This window comes from Pseudomonas simiae (assembly GCF_000934565.1).
In the GTDB taxonomy this organism is placed as follows: domain Bacteria; phylum Pseudomonadota; class Gammaproteobacteria; order Pseudomonadales; family Pseudomonadaceae; genus Aquipseudomonas; species Aquipseudomonas simiae.
This window is the reverse complement of sequence record NZ_CP010896.1, coordinates 2,985,653-3,007,721: the sequence shown is the minus strand read 5'-3', so window position 1 is coordinate 3,007,721 and position 22,069 is coordinate 2,985,653. Positions and strand designations below refer to the sequence as shown.

Sequence of the window (22,069 nt, the reverse complement as noted above, 5' to 3'; positions counted from 1 at the left end):
AATCCGCGACTTTACGCGCGCTGGAGGGATTATTTTCTGGCGTCAACTACTCGTTTGATCAGCGCTTTGCATCAAGCAAGGCCAGGCGTTCGCGCATGCCCGAACTCGCCGCCGGGCCGGCCTGCAACATGCACTGGTCAAGTGGTACCTGCTGCCCATCCGCACGGGCCAACATTGGCTGTACTGGCGTGCCCGTCGCACGCTCCACCAACTCCACGCTGGTGCCCTCCTCGGCGTAATGCCGGTTACCCCAGGCTACCAGCGACATCAGCACCATGCGGAAATCCTCGCCCTTGGCCGTCGGCACATATTCATAGCGCGGCGGCCGCTCACTGTAGGCCTGGCGCTCCAGCATGCCGGCCTCCACCAGGGCGTTCAGGCGGCGCGTAAGCATATTGGGCGCGATGCCCAGGCTGCGGGAAAACTCATCGAAACGGCGCAGGCCCTGCAGCGCGTCGCGCATGATCAGGATGCTCCACCACTCCCCTACCCGCTCAAGGCTGCGGGCGATGGGACATTCGTCGCGGGTAAGGGACTTGCGTTGCATGGGGGGATTCCTTTGAGCGGTGCCTATTTGCGTGACGCCATGTTACTTTCATCATGATAGTGACGTCCATAGGGTCTGTTCCCTCAACGCAACCGGAGTCGATTGATCATGAATAAACGCATCGTTGTGACAGGCATGGGCGCGCTGACGCCGCTCGGTGCTGACGTGGAGTCAACCTGGCAACGCCTGCTGGCCGGGCAGTCGGGCATTCGCCGGCTACCGGAAGAACTGATCGGAGACCTGGCCGTGAGCATCGGTGGCCAGGTACAAAGCGTGCAGCAGGATCCAGAAGCCGGCTTCGACCCCGATCGACTGCTGGCGCCCAAGGAACAGCGCAAGATGGACCGCTTTATCCTGTTCGCCCTGGCGGCGGCGGATGAAGCCTTGAAGCAGGCCGGATGGGCGCCAGTGACGCCCGAAGCGCAGGAACGTACTGCCACCATCATCGCTTCGGGTGTCGGCGGCTTCCCGGCAATTGCCGATGCGGTACGCACCACCGATAGCAAAGGCCCACGGCGGTTGTCGCCGTTCACCATCCCCTCCTTCCTGAGCAACATGGCCGCCGGGCATGTGTCGATCAACTATGGGTTGAAAGGCCCGCTGGGCGCACCGGTGACCGCCTGTGCGGCAGGTGTGCAGGCGATTGGCGACGCGGCACGGATGATTCGTGCCGGTGAAGTCGATGTGGCGGTATGTGGCGGCGCCGAAGCGGCAATTCATCGGGTCAGCCTGGCCGGCTTTGCGGCGGCACGGGCATTGTCCAGCGACTTCAATGAAACACCCGAGCTGGCTTCGCGGCCATTCGACCAGGCACGTGACGGTTTTGTCATGGGCGAAGGCGCCGGCATCCTCGTCATCGAGGAACTCGAACACGCCCTGGCACGTGGCGCACAGCCGATTGCGGAATTGGTGGGCTACGGCACCAGTGCCGACGCCTATCACATGACGGCCGGCCCGGAAGATGGCGACGGTGCGCGACGCGCCATGCTGCAGGCCTTGCGCCAGGCTGGAATCGATGCAACCCAGGTGCAGTACTTGAATGCTCACGCCACCTCCACTCCGGTGGGCGACAAAGGCGAACTGGCGGCGATCAACACGGTGTTCGGCGCCAAAGGCAGTCCGGCCATCAGCTCGACCAAATCCGCCACCGGTCACCTGTTGGGGGCTGCGGGCGGAATTGAAGCCATTTTCACCGTGCTCGCCCTGCGCGACCAGGTTGCCCCGGTCACCCTCAACCTGCAAAACCCCGACCCACTTGCGGATGGCCTGGATATGGTGCGCGGTGCAGCCCGCCCCATGCCGATCGAATACGCGCTGTCCAACGGCTTCGGCTTCGGCGGCGTGAATGCCAGCGTGTTGTTCCGCCGCTGGGCGTAGTTTGCCCCTGTCGTCAATTTCGGGGACCATGGGCGCCTTTCTGAACCTGCCAACCAGAGGCGCCCATGGCCAACCACGACCTGCACTACACCCCGGACCCCGATGCCGACTCGATTTCCTCCGACGTGATCGGCTTCAATGGCATCCTGGTGTCCACCCAGATCCCGACCCATGCCGATGGCAGCCTGGAGCTGGGCGATATCACCCAGCAAAGCGAATGCACCCTGCAAGCCTTGAAAGTCGCCCTGGAAAAGGCCGGCAGCTCGATGGACCGGGTGATGCACCTGACCATTTATCTGACGGATATGGCCGATCGCGCGGCCTTCAACGAGGTCTACAAACGCTTCTTTGCCAAGCCCTGGCCCGTGCGCGCGGCCGTTGGCGTTGCCGCTTTGGCCGTAGAAGGCATGCGCGTGGAAGTGACTGCGATGGCCGCTCAGGCCTGAGTGGGTGCCGGTCAGGCATTTCACAGCTACAATGCCCGCCTCAACCGTGACAAGCCTGACTAAAAAAACTATGTCCTTGCCCAAGCATCACCTGGAATTGCTCAGCCCTGCCCGCGATGTCGCCATCGCGCGCGAGGCGATCCTGCATGGCGCCGACGCCGTGTACATTGGCGGCCCGAGCTTCGGCGCGCGCCATAACGCCTGTAACGACGTGAGCGATATCGCGTCCCTGGTAGAATTCGCGCGCCGGTACCACGCACGCGTGTTCACCACGATCAACACCATCTTGCATGACAACGAACTGGAACCCGCGCGCAAGCTGATCCATCAGCTCTACGACGCCGGCGTCGATGCGTTGATCGTGCAAGACCTTGGCGTGATGGAGCTGGACATTCCGCCCATCGAGCTGCACGCCAGTACCCAGACCGACATTCGCACCCTGGGCCGCGCCAAGTTTCTCGACCAGGCCGGTTTCTCGCAGTTGGTCTTGGCCCGTGAGCTGAACCTGCAGGAAATCCGCGCCATCGCCGACGAAACCGATGCCGCCATCGAGTTTTTCATCCACGGCGCCTTGTGCGTGGCGTTCTCCGGGCAGTGCAACATCTCCCACGCGCAGAACGGCCGTAGTGCCAACCGTGGAGATTGCTCCCAGGCCTGCCGTTTGCCGTACACCTTGAAAGATGATCAGGGCCGTGTCGTGGCCTTTGAAAAGCACCTGCTGTCGATGAAAGACAACAACCAGAGCGCCAACCTGCGCGCCTTGGTCGAAGCCGGCGTGCGCTCGTTCAAGATCGAAGGTCGCTATAAGGACATGGGCTATGTGAAGAACATCACCGCCTACTACCGTCAGCGCCTCGACGAGATCCTTGAAGACCGCCCGGACCTGGCTCGCGCTTCCAGCGGCCGTACCGCGCACTTCTTCCTGCCCGATCCGGAAAAGACCTTTCACCGTGGCAGCACCGACTATTTCGTCACTGACCGCAAGATCGACATCGGCGCCTTCGACACCCCGACGTTCACCGGCCTGCCGGTGGGTGTGGTGGAAAAAGCCAGCAAGCGTGACCTGCAAGTGGTCACCCATGAGCCGCTGTCCAATGGCGACGGCCTCAACGTGCTGGTCAAGCGTGAAGTGGTGGGTTTCCGCGCCAACATCGCCGAGCCTAAGGGCGAGTTCGAGGAAGACGGCGAGAAACGCTATCGCTACCGCGTCGAACCGAATGAAATGCCGGCCGGCCTGCATCAACTGCGCCCGAATCATCCGCTGAACCGCAACCTCGACCACAACTGGCAACAGGCGCTGTTGAAGACCTCGTCCGAACGCCGCATCGGCCTGACGTGGGTGGCTCGCCTGCGTGAAGAGCAGCTGGACGTGACTGCCACCAGTGAAGAAGGCATCAGCGCCAGCGTCACCCTGCCCGGCCCGTTCGGCGTGGCCAACAAGCCGGAGCAGGCGCTGGATACCTTGCGCGACCTGCTCGGCCAACTGGGCACCACCGAATACCACGCGACCGATATCCAGCTGCATGCGCCGCAAGCGTTCTTCATCCCCAACTCACAGCTCAAAGCCTTGCGCCGCGAAGTGATCGAAGCGCTGACCGCTGCCCGTGTTGCCGCACATCCACGCGGTGGACGCAAAGCCGAAACCACCCCGCCGCCGGTCTACCCGGATGCGCACCTGTCGTTCCTGGCCAACGTCTACAACCAGAAAGCCCGCGACTTCTACCACCGTCATGGGGTGAAGCTGATCGACGCCGCGTTCGAAGCCCATGAGGAAACCGGCGAAGTACCGGTGATGATCACCAAGCACTGCCTGCGCTTCTCGTTCAACCTGTGCCCTAAACAGGCGAAGGGTGTCACGGGCGTGAAGACCAAGGTCGCGCCGATGCAGTTGATCCACGGCGATGAAGTGCTGACCCTGAAGTTCGACTGCAAACCGTGCGAGATGCACGTGGTGGGCAAGATCAAGGGGCATATCCTGGGCTTGCCGCAACCGGGCAGCGCGGTGGAGCACTTCAACCCGGAAAACATCATTTTCCAGGGTACGCACTGACCGTCTGCGAGCGGGGCCACCACCAGCCCCGCTGCAACCCCGCAGCCGCCAGCAGAATCGCCGCCACACCCAACCATTGCAGCCAGCCCAGGCGATGCCCGAAGGCGATCCAATCGACGAAGATCGCCGCAATCGGGTAGATGAACGACAGCGCACCGGTAATCGCCGTGGGCAGTTTCTGGATCGCGCCGTACAGCAGCACGTACATCAAACCGGTGTGCACCACGCCGAGTGTCACCAATGCCGCCCAGGCGTTGGTGGTGGCTGGCAAACTGTTCCAAGGCACCATTGGCGCGAGCAGCAGCGCGCCGGTGGTCACCTGGATCAACGCCATCAAATGCGGTGGCACTTCTTTCAAACGCTTGATGATCAGCGCCGCAATGGCATAGAGAAACGCCGCACCCAGCGCCAAGGCGATGCCGGCCAGGTAATCGTCGCCGGTCTGTTGGTCGCCATGGGCCGTGACAATCGCCAGCATCCCCAAAAACGCAATACTCAGCCACGCCAGTTTCTGCACGGTGATCTTTTCTCCGAGGAACACTGCCGCCAGCATCACCAACATGAACGGCTGCACGTTGTACACCGCTGTGCTGATGGCAATGGAGGCACGGGAATAGGATTCGAACAGCAGCAACCAATTGCCAACAATCGCCACGCCACTGAGCATCGCCAGGCCGAGCTTGGCCCCGTTCAGCAGGTCCAGGCGCAAATAACCCAGCAGCGCGCACACCAGCAAGAGCGTCAGCCCACCGATCACGCAGCGCCAGAACACCACTTCGATCACCGACACGCCAGAGACCAGTACAAACCAGCCAATGGTGCCCGAGATGAGCATGGCGGCGATCATTTCCCACGAACCACGACGGATGGATGTGTCCATGATTGAAGCTCCTCAAGTGAGGCTCAATTATGGCAATCTGTTCGGGAGCGGCTCCAGCGCCTAAAAAAGGCCAAACCACTGGATTGCCTTTACTTATTAGGTGGAAACCATGATTGACACCATCGACCAGCAACTCATCGCCGCTTTGATGGACGACTCACGCCTGTCCCTCAAGACCCTGGCCGGCATTACCGGGCTGTCCTCGCCGAGTGTCAGCGAACGCCTGCGCCGTCTTGAAGAGCGCGGCGTGCTAACCCACTACACCGTCGACATCGACCCCAAGCACTTCGGCTACCTGCTGCAAGCCATCGTGCGCATCCGCCCCCTGCCCGGCAAACTGCATGAGGTGGAACGCCAGATCCAGGCGATCCCCGAATTCACCGAGTGCGACAAAGTGACCGGCGATGATTGCTTCATCGCACGGCTGCATGTGCGCACCATGGATCATCTGGACAGCCTGCTCGACAAGCTGAATGCCTATGCCGAAACCAACACCGCGATCGTCAAGAAAACCCCGGTGAAACGGCGTTTGCCGCCGCTGTCGGATGATTGATCGTGAGTCATCAGCGCGATGCCTGACACGGCTGCGTGGCCTGTTCGTGCAGTGCTTTTGCCGCTCCCAGTAAACCCTGAAACAGGCGATAACGCGCTGCCAGTACTGCCTGCTGTGCGGGATCCGGCCTATACCGGGCCTTCACCGGCATTCCTGCTTGCAACAACGCGTCCCCTTCCCCGATCGACAGGAAGCCCAGTTTCGCCGCCCCGATGCAGGCGCTCAATTCACTGCCGTGCAACGTGTATATCTCCCGCTGGAGGATGTTGGCCAGCAACTGCGCCCAGTATTCGCTGCGCGCCCCGCCGCCCACCAAGGCGCAGGCATCAACGTTGGCACCGGCCGATTGCACGGCGCGCAGCGCATCCAGCAAACCGAAACCCACCCCTTCCATCACCGCATAACCGAGCATAGCGGGTGTGCAGTCATGGCCCAGGCCCATGAATCCGCCGCGCAGCAGCGGATCGTTGTGGGGCGTGCGTTCGCCGGCGAGGTACGGCAGAAACAACGGGGTACTGAGGGGCACTGCCTGCTCAATCGGCAATTGCGCCTGCACCTGGTCCAACAAGGTCTGTTCATCCGGCATCCCCGTCAGCCGCGTGACCCAACGCAGGCAACTGGCCCCGGCCAGCATGGCGCCCATGGTGTACCAACGGTCAGGCAGTGCGTGGCAAAAGCTGTGTACCGCGCTGGCCGGGTTGCCGGCAGCGTGGTCGGTGATGGCGACGATGGCCGCGCTGGTGCCGAGGGTGATAAAAGCGTCCCCTGCCTTGATCGCACCGATACCGACAGCCGCGACCGGGTTGTCACCGCCGCCGCCGGCAATCACGACGGAGGAAGACAAACCCAGCCCGTCCGCCGTCAACACCGCGCTCGCGGCACCGCCCTCGACCAACCTGGGCATCTGCGCAGGCGACAGCCCCGTCGCGCGCAACATCGGGACGAACCACTCACGCCGTGCCACATCCAGCCACAACGTACCCGCAGCATCCGACATCTCGCTGATGCGCTCGCCACTCAAACGCAAGCGCAGGTAGTCCTTGGGTGACAGCACACAATCGATGGCCTTGAACACCTGCGGCTCATGCTGTTTCAGCCACAACAGTTTCGGCGCTGTCAGCCCCGCCATGGGCAGGCTGCCGGTGACGTCGGCAAACGCCGTTCCCAACCGTTCAGCCTCGGCGACCGCACGCGAGTCATCCCACAGGATCGCCGGATACAACACGCGATTATCCGCCCCCAGCAACACCGCGCCATGCATCTGCCCAGACAGGCCGATACAGGCCACACGGGCAAATGCCTCATGCGTGCGCAACTGGGCCAGCGCCTGCAAACACGCCTGCCACCAATCCTGCGGGTCTTGCTCGGACCAGCCGCTATGACGCCGCGACACGCTCAGGCGCACGCCGGCATGGGCCAGGACTGAACCGTCGAGGTCCATGAGGATCGCTTTGAGTTCCGAGGTGCCGAGGTCGATGCCGAGGGAAACAGGGTTGCTCATACGGAGGTCATTCCAATCCAATACAGCCACATGAATTACGCACTTGCAGGGTCGGCGTCAGGCGCACGCTGTGGGGCGGCGCGTCAGGCGAGGCCATGCGTTGCAACAACAGGTGCACGGCCTGGGCGCCGAGTGCCTGGACCGGCTGCGCGATCAGGGTCAGGCGTGGCTCGAAAAAGTCCGCCCAGTCAAAATCATCGAAACCGACCAGGGCCATCTGCCCCGGCACGGTAATCTGCGCGTCACGCAGGGCCTGCATGGCGCCGAGGGTCATCAGGTTATTACCGGCCATAATCGCCGTAGGTGGTGCTGCCAGCCCCAGCAACTGCACCGTTGCCTTGCGCGCCGGTTCAGTGTTGGAGCCGCCGTTGACCAGCAGTTGCGGATCAAACGCCAGCCCCGCCGCGAGCAATGCCGCGCGATAACCCGCGACGCGCTCGTCCGTGGTACTGAACCCCTCCCGCCCGGCGATAAAACCAATCCGCCGGTGCCCATGGGCGATCAGGTGCTGGATAAGGGCCTGGGTCGGCTGGGCGTTGTCCACCCCGATCTGGTCAAATTGATCGCTCATCATGCGGTCAACCAGCACTGCTGGAATCTCGTTGGCCCGCAGGTACTCCAGCGCCTTGGAGCCATTGGAGGGCGCCAGCACAATCCCATCCACCCGCCGATGATGCAGCGCCGTGACCACCCGCAATTCCTGCTCCGGATCATCATGGGTGTCGACAAACAGCATCATGTAGCCGTTCTTGGCGCACTCGGTTTCAATCGCGTGCACCGTTTCGCTGAAGTAGTGGTTGGACAACGCCGAGATCGCCACACCCATGGTATTGGTGCTTGACCGGGCCAGCGAGCGCGCCAGGGTGTTGGGGATGTAGCCCAACGCCTGGATCGCCTGCTGCACCGCCAGCACGGTGGCCGGGCTGACCTTGCGGGTGCCGTTCAACACGTGCGACACCGTCGATGTCGACACCCCGGCCCGGCTTGCCACGTCATCCATGGTGACCACGGCGTTGTTCCTTCTCAATGGATCAATGTTTACTCGACCAACCGCTGTACGTACCGATGTTGTCGCGGGTGATCAGTTTGGGCGTGAGCAGGGTAACCGCTTCGGCCGGGGCTTTGTCGTTGAGAATGTCATTGCCCACGTTTACCGCGGTCTGCGCCATGGCCCATGGGTCCTGGCTGGAAGACGCCTGTATCTGGGAGTCGGTCTTCAGCGCATTCTCGATATCCGGCGCGCCATCCACCGAGGTGATGATGAGGCCGCTGCGCTTGAGCTGCTTGGCCGCCAGGTCGCTGCCGACGGCTTGCGGGTCGTTGATCGCGAACAAGCCGTCGATTTTCGGGAAGCGCGTGAGATAACCCTGCATCACGTTCAAGCCACCTTCGCGGGAGCCTTTGCCGTCCTGATCATCGGACAGCACCTTGATGTCGGGCGCAGCAGCGAGTGCGGCCTTGCAGCCTTTGACGCGGTCGGTCACGGCGGTCACTTGCGGGCCGTTCTGGATGATCACGTTGCCCTTGCCGGAGAGCTTGTCCACCAGGTACTGGCAGGCCAGCTTGCCGGCTTCGACGTTGTCGGTCTGCACGGTGGCGTTGACGCCCTTGGCGTCCACATCCACAGCGACCACGACGATCCCGGCATCGCGGGCTTTCTTGATCGCCGAGGCCATGGCAGACGGGTCGACGGCGTTGATCAGGATCAGGTCGACCTTGGATGAAATGAAGTTATCGATCTGCGAAAACTGCTTGCTCAGGTCATAGTCAGCCGACACCGAGGTGACCTTGACATTGGGGTTCAGCTCCTTGGCCCGCGCCGTGGCGCCATCGGCCAGGGTCACAAAGTACGGGTTGCCCAGGGAACCCATGCTGATGCCGAGGGCTTTCAACTCACGGGCTTCGACGGCTTGGGACATCAGGGCAGCCAAGGCAATGACGGGAAACATGCGTTTAAGGTTCATGCGGGTCTCTCTTGTGATTGTTGTATGAAATCAGGTCCGCGCACCGGACTGGCGATAACGATCCAGCGCCACCGCGCCGATGATCACAATGCCCTTGATGATGTATTGCCAGATATCCGACACGCCCAGCAGCACCAGCCCATTGGTGAGCACTGCAATGATCAGCGCACCGATCAGTGTGCCGCCGATGGTGCCGACGCCGCCGGTGAAACTGGTGCCACCGAGGATCACCGCCGCAATCGCATCCAGCTCGTAGGATTGCCCCAGTTGCAAACCATTGGCAGCGAATAGACGCGAAGCGCTCATCACCGCGCCCAGCCCGGCCAGCGCGCCGGACATGGCGTAGACGAACAGCAGCACCTTCCACACCTTGATCCCCGACAACCGCGCCGCTTCCGGGTTGCCGCCGACCGAGTAGATCTGCACGCCCATCACCGTGCGGCGCAGGATGAACCACGACAGCGCCACCACGGCCACGGCAATGATCACCAACCAGGGCACGCCGAGTAACGAGTCATTGCCGATGAAGGCAAATGGCAGGTCCGGGTTGAACACGGTCTTGTCGTCCGCCAAAAGCCGCGCCAGCCCGCGCATGGCCGTCAGTGCGCCAAGGGTGACGATAAACGGCGGCAGGCGCATAAAAGCGATCAACCCGCCATTGACCAGCCCGAGCAACAGCCCGAAGCCGATACCCGCGGCAATCCCGAACATGCCGAACTGCGGCGACATCGACGCCTGCAACGCCACCACCGCCGAGGCCGCCAGGATCGCGCCCACTGACAAGTCGATACCGGCGGTGAGGATCACAAACGTCATGCCCGCCGCCAGCACCACGTTCACCGACGCCTGTTGGGAGATGATCGACAGGTTCTGCATCGTCAGGAAGTTCTCGCTGGCCAGGGCAAAGCCCACCAACAGCAAGATCAGCACGGGCAACATGCCCACCGTGCGCATCAGCTCGCGTGCGCGTTCCGTTTTGTTTGTCGTTGCGATATTCAACTCAGCCATGGGCAACCACCTGCTCGCCACCGGTGGCGAGGTCAATAATGCGTTCTTGGGAAATAGCCTGGCCGGAGGCACCGCCGACTTCAGCGACGAGCTGGCCTTCGCGCATGATCAACACGCGGTCGCAGGTGCCGATGATTTCCGGCAACTCGCTGGAAATCACCACGATGCCGATGCCGGCCTGGGCCAATTGATTGATGATGCGATAGATCTCGGACTTGGAGCCGATGTCGACGCCGCGTGTGGGCTCGTCGAGGATCAGCACGTGGGGTTTGACCTCCAGCAGCCGTGCCAGAAGCACCTTCTGCTGATTGCCGCCGGACAAGGCGCCAGCATTGACCTTGCCTGACGCCACGCGAATCGACAGCGACTTGATCGCATCATTGGAACGCTGCAACGCATGGTCGCGGTCCAGTACTCCGCCGGCATGGGCATCCGGCACACAGGCGCAGACGTTGATGTTGTCCGCCACGCTCATGTCGAGGAACAGGCCCTGAGCCTTGCGGTCTTCGGTGAGGTAGACGACGCCTGCGCGAATCGCATCCGCCGGGGTGCGCAGTGGGGTAACGGCCTTGCCGACCACTTCCAGGGTGCCCGAGGTGCGTGGGTCGGCCGCAAAGATCAGCCGCGCCAGCTCGGTGCGCCCTGCCCCGACCAACCCGGCAATGCCCAGTACTTCGCCGGCATGCAGGTCGAAACTGCAGTGGCGCACGCGCTTGCCGTCGGCCATGTCGCGCACCCGCATCACCACGTTGCCGGGGTTATACGCGGCGTGTTCCTTCTTGTAGAACCCTGACAGGTCGCGGCCCACCATCATTTTCACCAGCGCTTCGGCGGACAGTGCATCGCGGGTCAACTCGCCGATGTACTGGCCGTCACGCAGCACCGAGACGCGGTCCGATAACGCGTAGATTTCGGCCATGCGGTGGCTGATGTAGATGATCGCCAAGCCCTGGCTGCGCAGTTGCTTGATCAGCGCGAACAAGCGGTCGGTCTCGCGGGATGACAAGGGCGTGGTGGGTTCGTCCATCACCAGGATCTTGGCGTGGGCATGCAGGGCGCGGGCGATTTCCACCAACTGACGCTCGGCGATCGACAGGCTGCTGACTCGCGTGGCCGGGGTGAACTCAGCGCCCAGGCGCTGCAACACTTCGATGCAACCGGCCTCCATGCCCTTACGATCGATGCTCCAGCCGCGCCGCAATTCGCGGCCCAGGTAAATGTTCTCGGCCACGCTCAGGTTGGGGCACAGGCTCAATTCCTGATAGATCACGGCGATGCCAAGGGCTTTGGCGGTGGCGGGGTCGAAGGTGGGGATGAGCTGACCGGCAATGCGGATTTCACCGCCTGGGTCGGCTTGGTAGGCGCCGGAGAGAATCTTCATCAGCGTCGACTTGCCGGCGCCGTTCTCCCCCATCAAGGCGTGGATTTCGCCGGGGTAGACCTTCAGGCCGACCGTCTTGAGCACGCGCAAACCATTGAAGGTTTTGCTGATGCCCTGCATCTCAAGCAAGGGTTCAAGGCTCATGGATGAGCTCCTGGATTTTTTTATTTTTGTATTCGAGCCCCTTGGATCAGAGCCGATTGCCACCGACTCTAATCAGATACATTTACTTACGCAAGCGCTTGCGTGAGCCGTTTATCGCAAGATGAAACGTTTCATCAGGCACGTTATTCGCGATTTGTGTGGTTCTAGCGTTTTGGCAACATGCGCATCAGGGTGTTGTCTCGCACCCAGTAATGATGGAAAAGCCCAGCCACCGCATGCAGGCCGATCAACCAATAACCGGCACTGCCCAGCCATTCGTGCCAATGCTTGAATTGCTTGGCCAGGACCGGGTCTGGCGCTACCAGCGAGGGCAAGGCAAATTCAAAATACGGCACGGGCTTGCCGCCGGCGTTGAGCATCAACCAGGCCAATATCGGCGTGATGATCATCAGGCCGTACAACGCCAGGTGCATAAGGTGCGACACGCCGGTCTGCCAGGCCGGCGGGCGCGGCACGATCGGTGGCCGAGGTGCCAGGCGCCCGAGCAAGCGCAACCACACCAGCAGGAAAATCCCGCTGCCGAACAGTGCGTGGCCACCAAGGAGCAGGCTTTTGAGCGCATGGCCGCGGGGCAACAGGCCTTTGAGTTCGATGCAGCCATAGACGCCAACAAACAGCGCCAGCATCAGCCAATGCAGGGTCATCGATAACCGTGTATAGCGCTGTGTGGTCTGGGTTTCGCTCATGAAAAAGACACCTTGTGGGGAAGGGATGGCCGAACGTGGCTTGGAAGAGTCGACGCCACCCTCCCCGAGGAGTCTTAAGGCAGTCTGAAGATCGCCAAATCGATCATTTTCGCCACCTTCAGACTTCGTTAAGAAATGCCTTCGATACTGCCCCCAACTTCACTTGGGAGGCGTACCGCCAATGCCCGATATCGATTGGAACATTCCCTTGCCCCTGCTATTCGGCCAGGCAAACAGTGCACCGCTGCGCCTCTGCCGCGCCCTGCCCCAAGACCCTCAGCGACCTGCCTTCGAGGCATTTATCCAACAGCGTTTCCGCGTCGCACACGGCGCTGACATTCGCCACTTCATGCCGCAGTTGTTTGGCGTGAGCCACGCCAACGATGAGCTCTGCGCGGTCGCCGGCGTCCGCCTGGCGAGCGCCGAGTCGTTGTTCCTGGAACGCTACCTCGACCATCCGATCGACCCGCTGATCAGTGCCGCCGCCGAACAACCGGTGGAGCGCAGCGTCATCGCTGAAGTCGGCAACCTCGCGGCCAGCGACACCGGCAGTGCGCGCTTGAGCATCATCGCCATTACCTGGCTGTTGGCCATGGGAGGGCTGGAGTGGGTGGCGTTCACCGGCAACATCGGTCTGGTCAACAGCTTCCACCGCCTCGGCTTGAAGCCCGTCACTCTCTGCGCGGCCGACCCGCAGCGCCTGGGCGATGAGCGCCAGCACTGGGGCAGCTACTACGAGAGCCAGCCTTGGGTGCATGTCGGCAATATCCGCGCCGGGTTCATTCATTTACGCAACATGGGCCTGTTCTCACGCCTGGGGTTGCCTACGAACGAGGACGCCAGCAATGTCGCCTGAAACCCGTCGTTTCCACGCCGTGCTGCGCGGCCATGCCGAACGCAACGATGGTGCTATCGCCCTGTGGGGTGACACTTGGAAAATGGACTACACCTCCCTGTTCGCCGAAGTCGCTTATCGCCAGGAGCGCCTGCGCGACGAAGGCGTCAAGGTGGTGGCCCTGGCCCTGGACAATGGCGTCGACGCGATGCTGTGGGACCTGGCAGTGCTGTTCGAAGGCTTGACCTGCCTGACACTGCCTCCGTTCTTCAGCCCGGCCCAGCGCGCCCATTGCCTGGAACAGAGTCACGCCGAACGGGTGATCGCCGAGCCTCACCTGGCGGCAGAACTGCAGGCTGGCGGTTACCGCCAAGCCGGCGAGTTCTGGTGCCGCACCTTTGAAGGCCGGCCAGCGATGCCGTCAAATACCGCCAAGCTGACGTTCACGTCCGGCACCACCGGGGCCCCCAAAGGGGTCTGCCTGAGCGCCGACAGCTTGCTGCGGGTTACCCGCGAGTTGCATCAGGCCAGCCATTCCAGGGACCCGCGGCACCACCTGGCGTTGTTGCCCATCGCGATATTGCTGGAAAACCTCGGCTGCTACGCCGCCTTGTATGCCGGCGCCACTTTGAGCTTGCCCAGCCAGAAAAACCTGGGCATCCAGGGCGCCAGCGCAGTGGACGCCGCCCAATTGCTCGGTTGCCTGGCAACGCGCCAGCCCCACAGCCTGATCCTGGTGCCGCAATTGTTGTTGATGCTGGTAAGCGCCGCCGAGCAAAAGGCGTTCAACCCCCAGAGCCTGCGATTTGCTGCCGTCGGCGGCGCGCGCGTATCCAAGGCCTTGCTGCAACGTGCGCAGCAATTGGGCATGACGGTTTACGAGGGTTACGGGCTGTCGGAATGCGCGTCTGTGGTGTGCCTCAATCATCCTGAGGCACACCGTCCGGGGAGTGTCGGTCGACCGCTGCCCCACGTTGAAATCCGCCTGGCGGAAGACGGCGAAGTGCTGGTCAAGGGACCGATGCTGCTCGGTTACCTGGACCAGCCCGACCTGCACGCGCCATGGTGGCCCACCGGCGACCTGGGTGACGTTGATGAAGACGGTTTTCTCTACCTCAAGGGCCGCAAGAAGCATCAGTTCGTCACCAGTTACGGGCGCAATGTCAACCCCGACTGGGTCGAGGCCGAGTTGACCCAGGGCGGCATCATCGCCCAGGCATTCGTCTATGGCGAAGCCCTGCCGGAGAACCACGCCCTGCTCTGGCCCCTGCGCGCCGACTGCAGCGCCGCCCAACTGGCCGCCGCCGTGGCCGAGGCCAACACCGGCCTGCCCGACTACGCCCAGGTGCATCGCTGGACGCGCCTGGCAGAACCGTTTACCACCGCCAACGGCCTGCTTACGGCCAATGGTCGACCAAAGCGCGACGCCATCGTCGCCCGTTATCAATCCGATCTCACCCCCGAACTGAATGAGGAATCCTCATCGTGAATTTTTTCGACACCCTGCAAGACGCCACCCAACACGAACGCCAGGCCCTGTTCAATTTGCCGATCATCCGGGACGCCCTGGAAGGCAAGGTCAGCCTGGAAAGCTATCGTGCGTTCCTGGCCCAGGCCTACTATCACGTCCGCCACACGGTGCCATTGATGATGGCCTGCGGTGCGCGCCTGCCGTCACGCCTGGAATGGCTGCGCAAGGCCGTCTGCGAGTACATCGAGGACGAATATGGCCACGAACACTGGGTGCTCAATGACATCGCTGCCTGCGGTGGAGACAAAGACGCGGTGCGCGATGGACGCCCAGGTTTGCCTATCGAGCTGATGGTCAGCTACCTCTATGACCTGATCGCCCGTGACAACCCGGTCGGCCTGTTTGGCATGGTCAATGTGCTGGAAGGCACCAGCATCGCCCTGGCTACCCATGCGGCCGGTAGCATCCGTGAGCGCCTGCAGCTGCCGGCCACCGCGTTCAGCTACCTGAGCTCTCACGGTTCCCTGGACATCGGTCACATGGAAACCTACCGCCGCTTGATGAACAGCCTGGAAGACCCCGACGACCAGGTCGCGGTGATCCGTGCATCAAAGGTGGTGTACGCCCTTTACACCGACATGTTCCGCAGCCTGCCGCGTATCGGGGAGACGCCCCATGCGCCTGTCTGATGCTCGCGTGGTGCTGACCGGCGCCAGCGGTGGCATCGGCCTGGCCATCGCCTCTGCCCTGTGCGCCAGTGGTGCGCAGGTGCTCGCCGTAGCCCGCCACCGCGTGCCGCTGGAGGGCTTGCTTGAGCGCTATCCGCAGCAACTGTGCTGGGTCAGTGCCGACCTGACCTTCCTCACCGACCGCCGTAAAGTACTGGCCGCCGCCGAGGCCATCGGTGGCGTCAACCTGTTGATCAACGCAGCCGGCATCAACCACTTTGCCATGCTGGAACAGTTAGACGACAACGAGATCAACAGCATGCTGGCGCTCAACATCACCGCGCCAATCTGCCTGACCAAGCTGCTGCTGCCGCTGCTCAAGCAGGCACCGACCGCCATGGTGGTGAATGTCGGCTCAACGTATGGCTCTATCGGTTACCCCGGCTATGCGACCTACTGCGCCACCAAGTTCGCCTTGCGCGGGTTCTCCGAAGCCCTGCGCCGGGAACTGGCCGACACGCGTGTCGGCGTACTGTACGTAGCGCCGCGCGCGACCCGGACCCAGATGAACAGCCCGGCGGCGCAGGCCTTGAACGATGCACTCAAGTCCAACGTCGACGACCCGAACACCGTGGCGTCCGCGGTGATCCAGGCGATCGCCAACGAACGCCGCGACCTTTACCTGGGCTGGCCAGAACGCTTCTTCGTGCGCCTCAACAGCCTGTTGCCGAACCTGGTCGACCGCGGCTTGCGTAAACAACTGCCGCTGGTCCGTCGCTTGAGCGTTAAACCCGTGAAAAGGATCTGAACCCATGAAACAATTGTTCGCCGCGCTGTTGCTCAGCGCCTTGAGCGCCTTCACCTGGGCGTTGGACTCCATCGACCAGCAGCGCCTGAATGACATCCAGACGCGCTGGGCCCATATCCAATACAACCTGCCGGAGGAGCAGCGTACCCAAGCGTTCGAACGACTGGCCTCCCAGGCGACAGCGTTCACACAGGATCGCCCACAGGTCGCCGAAGCATGGATCTGGTCGGGGATTGTCACCAGCAGTTGGGCCGGCGCCCAGGGCGGGCTCGGCGCCTTGAGCAAGGTCAAGGTGGCCAAGGCCGACCTGGAAACCGCCCTCGCCCTTGACCCCAAGGCCCTGCAAGGTTCGGCTTACACCAGCCTGGCGGCACTGTACGACCGGGTACCTGGCTGGCCGATCGGTTTCGGCGATGCCGACAAAGCTGAGCAGTTGCTCAAACAGGCCTTGCAACTTAACCCGGCGGGCATTGATAGTCTTTACTTCTGGGGTGACCACCTCTACCGGCAAAAACGTTATGGCGAAGCCCGTGATGCCTTGCAAAAAGCCCTGCTGGCCGCGCCACGGCCCGGTCGGGAAACCGCCGATGCCGGGCGGCGCAAGGAAATCGAAAGCCTGCTGGCCGACACCCATAAAAAACTCAACTGACAAGGGGTCTGCGTGCGTCTATTACTGATCGAGGATGACGTGGCGCTGGGGGAAGGTATTCACCAGGCGCTGGCTCGCGAAGGGTACACCGTCGATTGGCTGCAAGACGGCAGCAGTGCCCTGCACGCGCTGCTCAGCGAAACCTTTGACGCCGTGGTGCTGGACCTTGGCCTGCCACGCATGGACGGGCTGGAAGTGCTGCGTCGCCTGCGCGACAGTGGCGCCACGGTGCCCGTGTTGATCCTCACGGCACGCGATGCCACCGAGGACCGCATCGCCGGGCTCGATGCCGGTGCCGATGACTACCTGATCAAACCCTTCGACCTGGCCGAACTCAAGGCGCGCTTGCGCGCCTTGCTGCGCCGCAGCGCCGGCCGTGCACGGGTGGTGATCGAACACGCAGGCATCTGCCTTGACCCGAGCACGCAGCACGTCAGTTACCATGGCCAACCCGTGCTGCTGACTCCCAAGGAATATCAACTACTGCACGAATTGCTGTCACCGCCCGGCCGCGTCATGACCCGTGACCAATTGATGCAGTTGCTCTACGGCTGGAACGAAGAAGCCGAAAGCAACACGCTGGAAGTGCATATCCATCACCTGCGCAAGAAGTTCACCAGCGATCTGATCCGTACCATTCGAGGCGTTGGCTACCTGGTGGAGGAGCGCCGATGACCTCGATCCGGCGGCGCACCCTGACGCTGATCATCGGCCTGTTGCTCACCGGTTTGCTGGTGATCAGCGTACTGAACCTGCATGACAGCAATCACGAAATTGCCGAAGTCTACGATGCACAACTGGCGCAGAATGCGCGCCTGCTCCAAGGTGTCATGAGCCTGCCACTGGCAAGCAAAGACCAGGCCGACCTGTATCGCGCCTTTAACAAAGCCCTGGGCGAGGCCATTCCCAAGGTGGATGGGCACCCTTACGAAAGCAAGATCGCCTTTCAGGTGTGGAGCCCAAAAGGCGAACTGCTGGTATTTACCGCCAGCGCGCCATCATTCGCCGTGCCCCCGGCACAACCGGGGTACAGCAATATCGACGACCTGAACGGCCGGGAATGGCGCGGTTTCGTGCTCAAGGACAAGGACAATGGCCTGCGCATCTGGGTGGGTGAGCGTGACGACGTGCGCTCCGACCTGGTGCAACGCATCGTGCGGCATACTTTATGGCCCAATGTGTTGGGTAGCCTGATCCTGGCAGCAATGGTCTGGCTGGCCATCGGCTGGGGTCTCAAGCCGCTGGCCGATATGGCCGCCACGTTGCGGGCGCGGCACTCAGGCTCACTGGAACCGATGCAATTGACGCCCTTGCCCACCGAGCTGGAGCCGATGCAGGCGGCATTGAACCGGATGCTCGCGCAGATCCAGGAGATGCTCGGCCGTGAGCGGCGCTTTATCGCCGACGCTGCCCACGAGATGCGCACGCCCCTGGCGGTATTGCGCGTGCACGCGCAAAACCTGCTGGAGGCCGGCACCGAAGCCGAACGACGCGAATCACTGGCCTTTCTGATCACAGGCGTCGACCGCACCAGCCGGCTGGTCAGCCAATTGCTGACCATGGCGCGCCTGGAACCCAGCGCCGGGCAACTAACACTTCAGACGATCGACCTCGCGACAACCGTGCGTGAAACGCTGATCCAGCTGACCCCCTGGCTGCTGAGCAAAGGCCTGGAACTGGTGTTCAATGCCGACGATGCCCCGTACCGCGTGACGACCGATCCTGGCGCGATCAACATTGCCCTGACCAACCTGGTGACCAACGCGGCGAATTTCTCTCCAGAACATGGGGTCATCACCGTGAAGCTGAGCCAGGACGCCAAACGCTTCGTACTGACCGTGGACGACCAGGGGCCGGGCATCGACGAGAGTCAGCGCGAACGTCTCTTTGAGCTGTTCTACAGCCGGGGCAATCCCGAAGGCGCTGGCTTGGGCCTGACCATCGTGCACACCATCGCTCAGCACTTGGGCGGCCGGGTACACCTGGAAAACCTGGCGTCCGGTGGCCTGAGAGCGACACTGGAGATACCTAGGTGAAGTCTGCGCCGGCGGGCACTTTGGAGCGCCTGTTGCTGGAGCGCTTAGAGAACCCTTGAGGTCTCCTGCAATCGGAAAGCCGATCTCGATCAAATGTGGGAACTGGCTTGCCTGCGATGGCATCACCTGGCTATGCCTGATGTGCCGAGTACCTGCATCGCCGGCGAGCCAGCTCCTATCGTCGAGTGGTATCAGCGCTGTTATTGCGCGTTAGCCTTCGCCGCATCGTTGATGATCGCCACCACCCGCGCCGGGTTCGACACCATCACCACGTGAGAAGCCCCCTTCACATCCACGGTTTCCTTCGAACCCGCACGGTCGGCCATGAATTTAAGCGCGGCCTCGGGAATATTTTTGTCAGCTGAGCCGTATATGAAATAGGACGGCACGCTTTTCCAGGCTGGATCACCCGACGGCTCCTTCAGCGCGGCTTCGGTGATCGGACGTTGCCCGGCTGCCATCAACTGGGCTTCCTTGGGTGCCACGTCGGCGGCGAACTGGCTGTTGAACTTGTCCTGCTGGATATACAGGTCGGTCACGCCGTCCTTGGAGACCACCGGTTTGTCGAGGGTCGGACCCAGGGTGCCGCCAGGGTAGCGGCCGGACAGTTCGAACGCGGTCTCGCCTTTTTCCGGGGCGAAAGCGGCCACATACACCAGCGCCTTGACCTTGTCGCTGCCATGCACGGCGTTGGTAATGACCGAGCCACCGTAGGAGTGGCCGACCAGGATCACCGGCCCCGGGGTATGTGCGACGATGTCGGCGACGTAGTCCGAGTCGGTCTTGACGCTGCGCAGCGGGTTGGCCACGGCGACCACCGGGTAGCCTTCGGCCTTGAGTCCGGCGATCACGCCGTTCCAGCTGGAGGCGTCGGCGAACGCGCCATGCACCAATACCACGGTGGCTTTCTGTGGTGCGGCAAAGCTGGCGGTGGCGGCACCGAAGGCCAATGCACCAGTGATCAGGGCGGCGGCGACGCGGGAGAACTTGAAGGTTTTCATAGACGTTTGCTCCGTTAGGGTAGGCGCTCAAGGCGTTGAACGTGAGGCCATGATGCCGAAGCGCTTTTTACAAATGGAGGCTAATAGTCGACGATATAGCGCAGATCGTCTAAAACTATTATTTATTTGCTATCAGGTGAGTCATGGATCGCTTGTCCACACTGCTGGTGCACTTCGGCATCGGTGCCGATACCTTTCACAGCGGGCCCCTGCACGGCGCCCTCGACACCCGCGATCTGCAGCAGCGCGGCCGGGTTTACTTGCTCAAGGAAGGCCAGGCCAGCCTGGAAATGCCCGACGGCACCCTGCGTATTCCCGAGCCCAGCCTGGTGCTGGTGCCGCGCCCCCTGCCCCATCGGTTGGTCGCGGCAAAAGCCGAGCGCGCCCAGGTGGTGGCGGCTTCGCTGCGCTTTGATGGGGGGATCGATAACCCATTGTCCGTGGCGCTGACCGACACCATCGTGATGCCGCTGCAGCAGATCCCAATGATCGCCGGCACGCTGGACTGGCTGTTCGACGAAGCTTTTGCCGAACATTGCGGTCGCGAGGCGGTGATGAACCGGCTGTTTGAGCTGATGGTGATTCAGTTCCTGCGCCACATGATGGCCTATCACAGCATGACCACCGGCATGATGTCTGGCTTGGCTGACTTGCGCCTGGCGCGGGCCATGACCTTATTGCACAACAACCCCGAACGCCCATGGACCGTGCAGGAAATGGCCGTTGAGTCGAACATGTCCCGTGCCAGTTTCGCCGCGCATTTCCATAAAGTGGTCGGCCAGACTCCAGCCGACTATGTGCTGAGCTGGCGCGTGAGCCTGGCACAGAAACGCCTGCGTGAAGGTCGCCCCATCGCCCTGATCGCCGATGAAGTCGGTTATGAAAGCCCCTCGGCGCTGGCCCGTGCGTTTCGCCGCAAGATCGGCACCAGCCCGCGGGAGTGGCTGCAGTTGCAGGCGCCGCTACGGGTCGAGCACGCCGCCGCTGTAGCTGGCGGATAACCGTGTGCCAGTGAACTTGGCGACCACCGCGCCCTGGGCCACCAAGCGCTCGCGGTGCGCGGTGACCATGCGTCCGGCCTGGGCAGCGTGCAAGATCACTTCGGAGGTCGGATCACCGGGGCGGCCGATGATGCGCGCGAAACGCTGGCCTTCGTCCACGTAGTCGCCCAGGCTTTTCTCGAACACCAATACTCCGGCGCAGGGGGCGAGGATGGTTTCCATACAGCCCATGTCGACCACGTCGCCTGGCCATTCGGCGATGCTCGCCACCTCGTCGATCACGCCGTGGACGCACAACCACGCCCACAAGCCATCGGCATCCTGTTGCGCCAGGGCGTCGCTGACGTCTGCCTGCCCGCGCAGCTCAATGGTGGCGGCCAGTTGCGGCGATGCGTGATTGATGATGGTTTCTTCAAAGGAGCCATCGCCGCCTTCATCCCAGACAATCACCAGCTCCACCTGCAACGCTGCTGCCAGCGCCAGGCCTTGGTCGGGCCAGAAACGGCGATGGATGTAGAGGTATGGCAACGCCTCGTCATCGGTGTGCAGGTCCAGCACCAGGTCAGCCTCGGCAGCCAACTGCACCAGGCGTTTCTGCCATTGCGCCAGGTTGCTTGCCGGGCGCTCCATGGCCAGGGAATGGTCGAAGGCACGGTTGAAATTCTGCCCGGTGGCTTCGTGGAAACGTCCGAGCAAGCGACCCTGGCGAAACTGGCCGATGCCGAAGGGATTGGCTTGGGGCACCACGGTAACAGTCCCCTTGAGTCGCCCCTGATCGGCACATGCCTGCAAGCGCGGCAGCAATTGATGCAATACCAGCATCCCGGCGATTTCGTCGGCATGCACGCCCGCCTGCAGGTGCACCTTCGGCCCACTGCCGTCGCCGTCAAAACGCCAGGCCCCGATATTCAGCACATTGCCGGCGTCGCCGGTTTCCTGCCACGAAAGGTCTTTCGCCATGCCTTGCCTTCCTCTAATCAATTAATCGGTAGAGATTGAACACACGTTCAACTAATCTGAGCGCTGTGCTGTTTCATCCAAG

22 protein-coding genes are annotated in these 22,069 nt (G+C 62.3%); 12 read left to right on the top strand and 10 right to left on the bottom strand.

Translation table 11 applies throughout. The features are described from left to right. Window positions 1-58 precede the first annotated feature (58 nt). On the bottom strand, window positions 59-547 hold the full coding sequence (locus PF1751_RS13420) for a winged helix-turn-helix transcriptional regulator (RefSeq protein ID WP_010210461.1): 489 nt from the start codon (window positions 545-547) through the stop codon (window positions 59-61). Between the two features lie 108 nt (window positions 548-655). Here PF1751_RS13420 and fabF point away from each other — a divergent pair, with 108 nt between their 5' ends. The 3 genes from fabF to PF1751_RS13405 all read left to right on the top strand — a co-directional run bounded on the left by fabF (window position 656) and on the right by PF1751_RS13405 (window position 4,420). Continuing rightward, the gene (fabF, locus tag PF1751_RS13415; protein WP_042572409.1) at window positions 656-1,924 is read left to right on the top strand and encodes a beta-ketoacyl-ACP synthase II; all 1,269 of its coding nucleotides are present in this window, start codon (window positions 656-658) and stop codon (window positions 1,922-1,924) included. 65 nt (window positions 1,925-1,989) lie between these two features. Further along, window positions 1,990-2,370: a RidA family protein gene (locus PF1751_RS13410; protein ID WP_042572410.1), complete on the top strand. Its 381-nt coding sequence runs from the start codon at window positions 1,990-1,992 to the stop codon at window positions 2,368-2,370. Window positions 2,371-2,440: 70 nt separating this feature from the next. Continuing rightward, a complete protein-coding gene (locus tag PF1751_RS13405; protein WP_044287198.1) occupies window positions 2,441-4,420 on the top strand; it encodes a peptidase U32 family protein in 1,980 nt (659 codons plus the stop codon). Here PF1751_RS13405 and PF1751_RS13400 read toward each other — a convergent pair. Further along, window positions 4,398-5,300 carry a DMT family transporter gene (locus PF1751_RS13400; protein WP_010210466.1) on the bottom strand — a complete coding sequence of 301 codons (903 nt, stop codon included), beginning with the start codon at window positions 5,298-5,300 and terminating at the stop codon, window positions 4,398-4,400. The genes PF1751_RS13405 and PF1751_RS13400 overlap by 23 nt on opposite strands. Before the next feature lie 109 nt (window positions 5,301-5,409). Here PF1751_RS13400 and PF1751_RS13395 point away from each other — a divergent pair, with 109 nt between their 5' ends. After that, window positions 5,410-5,853, top strand: coding sequence for an Lrp/AsnC family transcriptional regulator (locus PF1751_RS13395; protein ID WP_044287197.1), 444 nt, complete (start codon window positions 5,410-5,412; stop codon window positions 5,851-5,853). 10 nt (window positions 5,854-5,863) lie between these two features. Here the strand turns inward: PF1751_RS13395 and xylB are convergent, their stop codons facing one another. The 6 genes from xylB to PF1751_RS13365 form a co-directional block, all read right to left on the bottom strand. Continuing rightward, window positions 5,864-7,354 carry a xylulokinase gene (gene xylB / locus PF1751_RS13390; protein ID WP_044287196.1) on the bottom strand — a complete coding sequence of 497 codons (1,491 nt, stop codon included), beginning with the start codon at window positions 7,352-7,354 and terminating at the stop codon, window positions 5,864-5,866. A gap of 7 nt (window positions 7,355-7,361) precedes the next feature. Then, window positions 7,362-8,363: a LacI family DNA-binding transcriptional regulator gene (locus PF1751_RS13385; RefSeq protein WP_010210470.1), complete on the bottom strand. Its 1,002-nt coding sequence runs from the start codon at window positions 8,361-8,363 to the stop codon at window positions 7,362-7,364. Window positions 8,364-8,385: 22 nt separating this feature from the next. Continuing rightward, window positions 8,386-9,318 (bottom strand): ABC transporter substrate-binding protein, encoded by a 933-nt coding sequence (locus tag PF1751_RS13380; RefSeq protein WP_010210471.1) that lies wholly within the window; start codon window positions 9,316-9,318, stop codon window positions 8,386-8,388. 30 nt (window positions 9,319-9,348) lie between these two features. Beyond that, window positions 9,349-10,326, bottom strand: a complete 978-nt coding sequence (locus PF1751_RS13375) for an ABC transporter permease subunit (protein WP_021493157.1) — start codon at window positions 10,324-10,326, stop codon at window positions 9,349-9,351. Continuing rightward, entirely contained in the window at window positions 10,319-11,851 is a 1,533-nt protein-coding gene (locus PF1751_RS13370; protein ID WP_044287195.1) for a sugar ABC transporter ATP-binding protein, read from the bottom strand. Before PF1751_RS13370 ends, PF1751_RS13375 begins: the two co-directional genes overlap by 8 nt. A gap of 164 nt (window positions 11,852-12,015) precedes the next feature. Further along, the gene (locus tag PF1751_RS13365; RefSeq protein ID WP_021493159.1) at window positions 12,016-12,558 is read right to left on the bottom strand and encodes a cytochrome b; all 543 of its coding nucleotides are present in this window, start codon (window positions 12,556-12,558) and stop codon (window positions 12,016-12,018) included. A 181-nt stretch (window positions 12,559-12,739) separates the two neighbouring features. Here PF1751_RS13365 and PF1751_RS13360 point away from each other — a divergent pair, with 181 nt between their 5' ends. Genes PF1751_RS13360 through PF1751_RS13330 form a run of 7 tightly spaced genes read left to right on the top strand, consistent with a single transcriptional unit; the run spans window position 12,740 to window position 19,025 of the window. Further along, on the top strand, window positions 12,740-13,414 hold the full coding sequence (locus PF1751_RS13360; RefSeq protein ID WP_044287194.1) for a thermostable hemolysin: 675 nt from the start codon (window positions 12,740-12,742) through the stop codon (window positions 13,412-13,414). Further along, a complete protein-coding gene (locus PF1751_RS13355) occupies window positions 13,404-14,882 on the top strand; it encodes an AMP-binding protein (protein WP_044287192.1) in 1,479 nt (492 codons plus the stop codon). Before PF1751_RS13360 ends, PF1751_RS13355 begins: the two co-directional genes overlap by 11 nt. After that, window positions 14,879-15,553: an iron-containing redox enzyme family protein gene (locus PF1751_RS13350; protein ID WP_044287191.1), complete on the top strand. Its 675-nt coding sequence runs from the start codon at window positions 14,879-14,881 to the stop codon at window positions 15,551-15,553. The genes PF1751_RS13355 and PF1751_RS13350 overlap by 4 nt, the downstream gene beginning before the upstream one ends. After that, complete coding sequence (locus PF1751_RS13345; protein ID WP_044287190.1) at window positions 15,540-16,340, top strand: SDR family oxidoreductase; 801 nt, start codon at window positions 15,540-15,542, stop codon at window positions 16,338-16,340. Before PF1751_RS13350 ends, PF1751_RS13345 begins: the two co-directional genes overlap by 14 nt. A 4-nt stretch (window positions 16,341-16,344) precedes the next feature. Continuing rightward, on the top strand, window positions 16,345-16,989 hold the full coding sequence (locus PF1751_RS13340) for a tetratricopeptide repeat protein (protein WP_044287189.1): 645 nt from the start codon (window positions 16,345-16,347) through the stop codon (window positions 16,987-16,989). A 12-nt stretch (window positions 16,990-17,001) separates the two neighbouring features. Further along, window positions 17,002-17,664 (top strand): response regulator, encoded by a 663-nt coding sequence (locus tag PF1751_RS13335; protein ID WP_010210483.1) that lies wholly within the window; start codon window positions 17,002-17,004, stop codon window positions 17,662-17,664. Next, complete coding sequence (locus PF1751_RS13330; RefSeq protein WP_021493164.1) at window positions 17,661-19,025, top strand: sensor histidine kinase; 1,365 nt, start codon at window positions 17,661-17,663, stop codon at window positions 19,023-19,025. Before PF1751_RS13335 ends, PF1751_RS13330 begins: the two co-directional genes overlap by 4 nt. A gap of 200 nt (window positions 19,026-19,225) precedes the next feature. Here PF1751_RS13330 and PF1751_RS13325 read toward each other — a convergent pair whose 3' ends face one another. Continuing rightward, window positions 19,226-20,026 (bottom strand): alpha/beta fold hydrolase, encoded by an 801-nt coding sequence (locus tag PF1751_RS13325; RefSeq protein ID WP_010210486.1) that lies wholly within the window; start codon window positions 20,024-20,026, stop codon window positions 19,226-19,228. 143 nt (window positions 20,027-20,169) lie between these two features. Here PF1751_RS13325 and PF1751_RS13320 point away from each other — a divergent pair, with 143 nt between their 5' ends. Further along, the gene (locus PF1751_RS13320; protein ID WP_010210488.1) at window positions 20,170-21,027 is read left to right on the top strand and encodes an AraC family transcriptional regulator; all 858 of its coding nucleotides are present in this window, start codon (window positions 20,170-20,172) and stop codon (window positions 21,025-21,027) included. Here PF1751_RS13320 and PF1751_RS13315 read toward each other — a convergent pair. After that, the gene (locus PF1751_RS13315) at window positions 20,989-21,987 is read right to left on the bottom strand and encodes a M14 family metallopeptidase (RefSeq protein ID WP_044287188.1); all 999 of its coding nucleotides are present in this window, start codon (window positions 21,985-21,987) and stop codon (window positions 20,989-20,991) included. The genes PF1751_RS13320 and PF1751_RS13315 overlap by 39 nt on opposite strands. Window positions 21,988-22,069 lie beyond the last annotated feature (82 nt).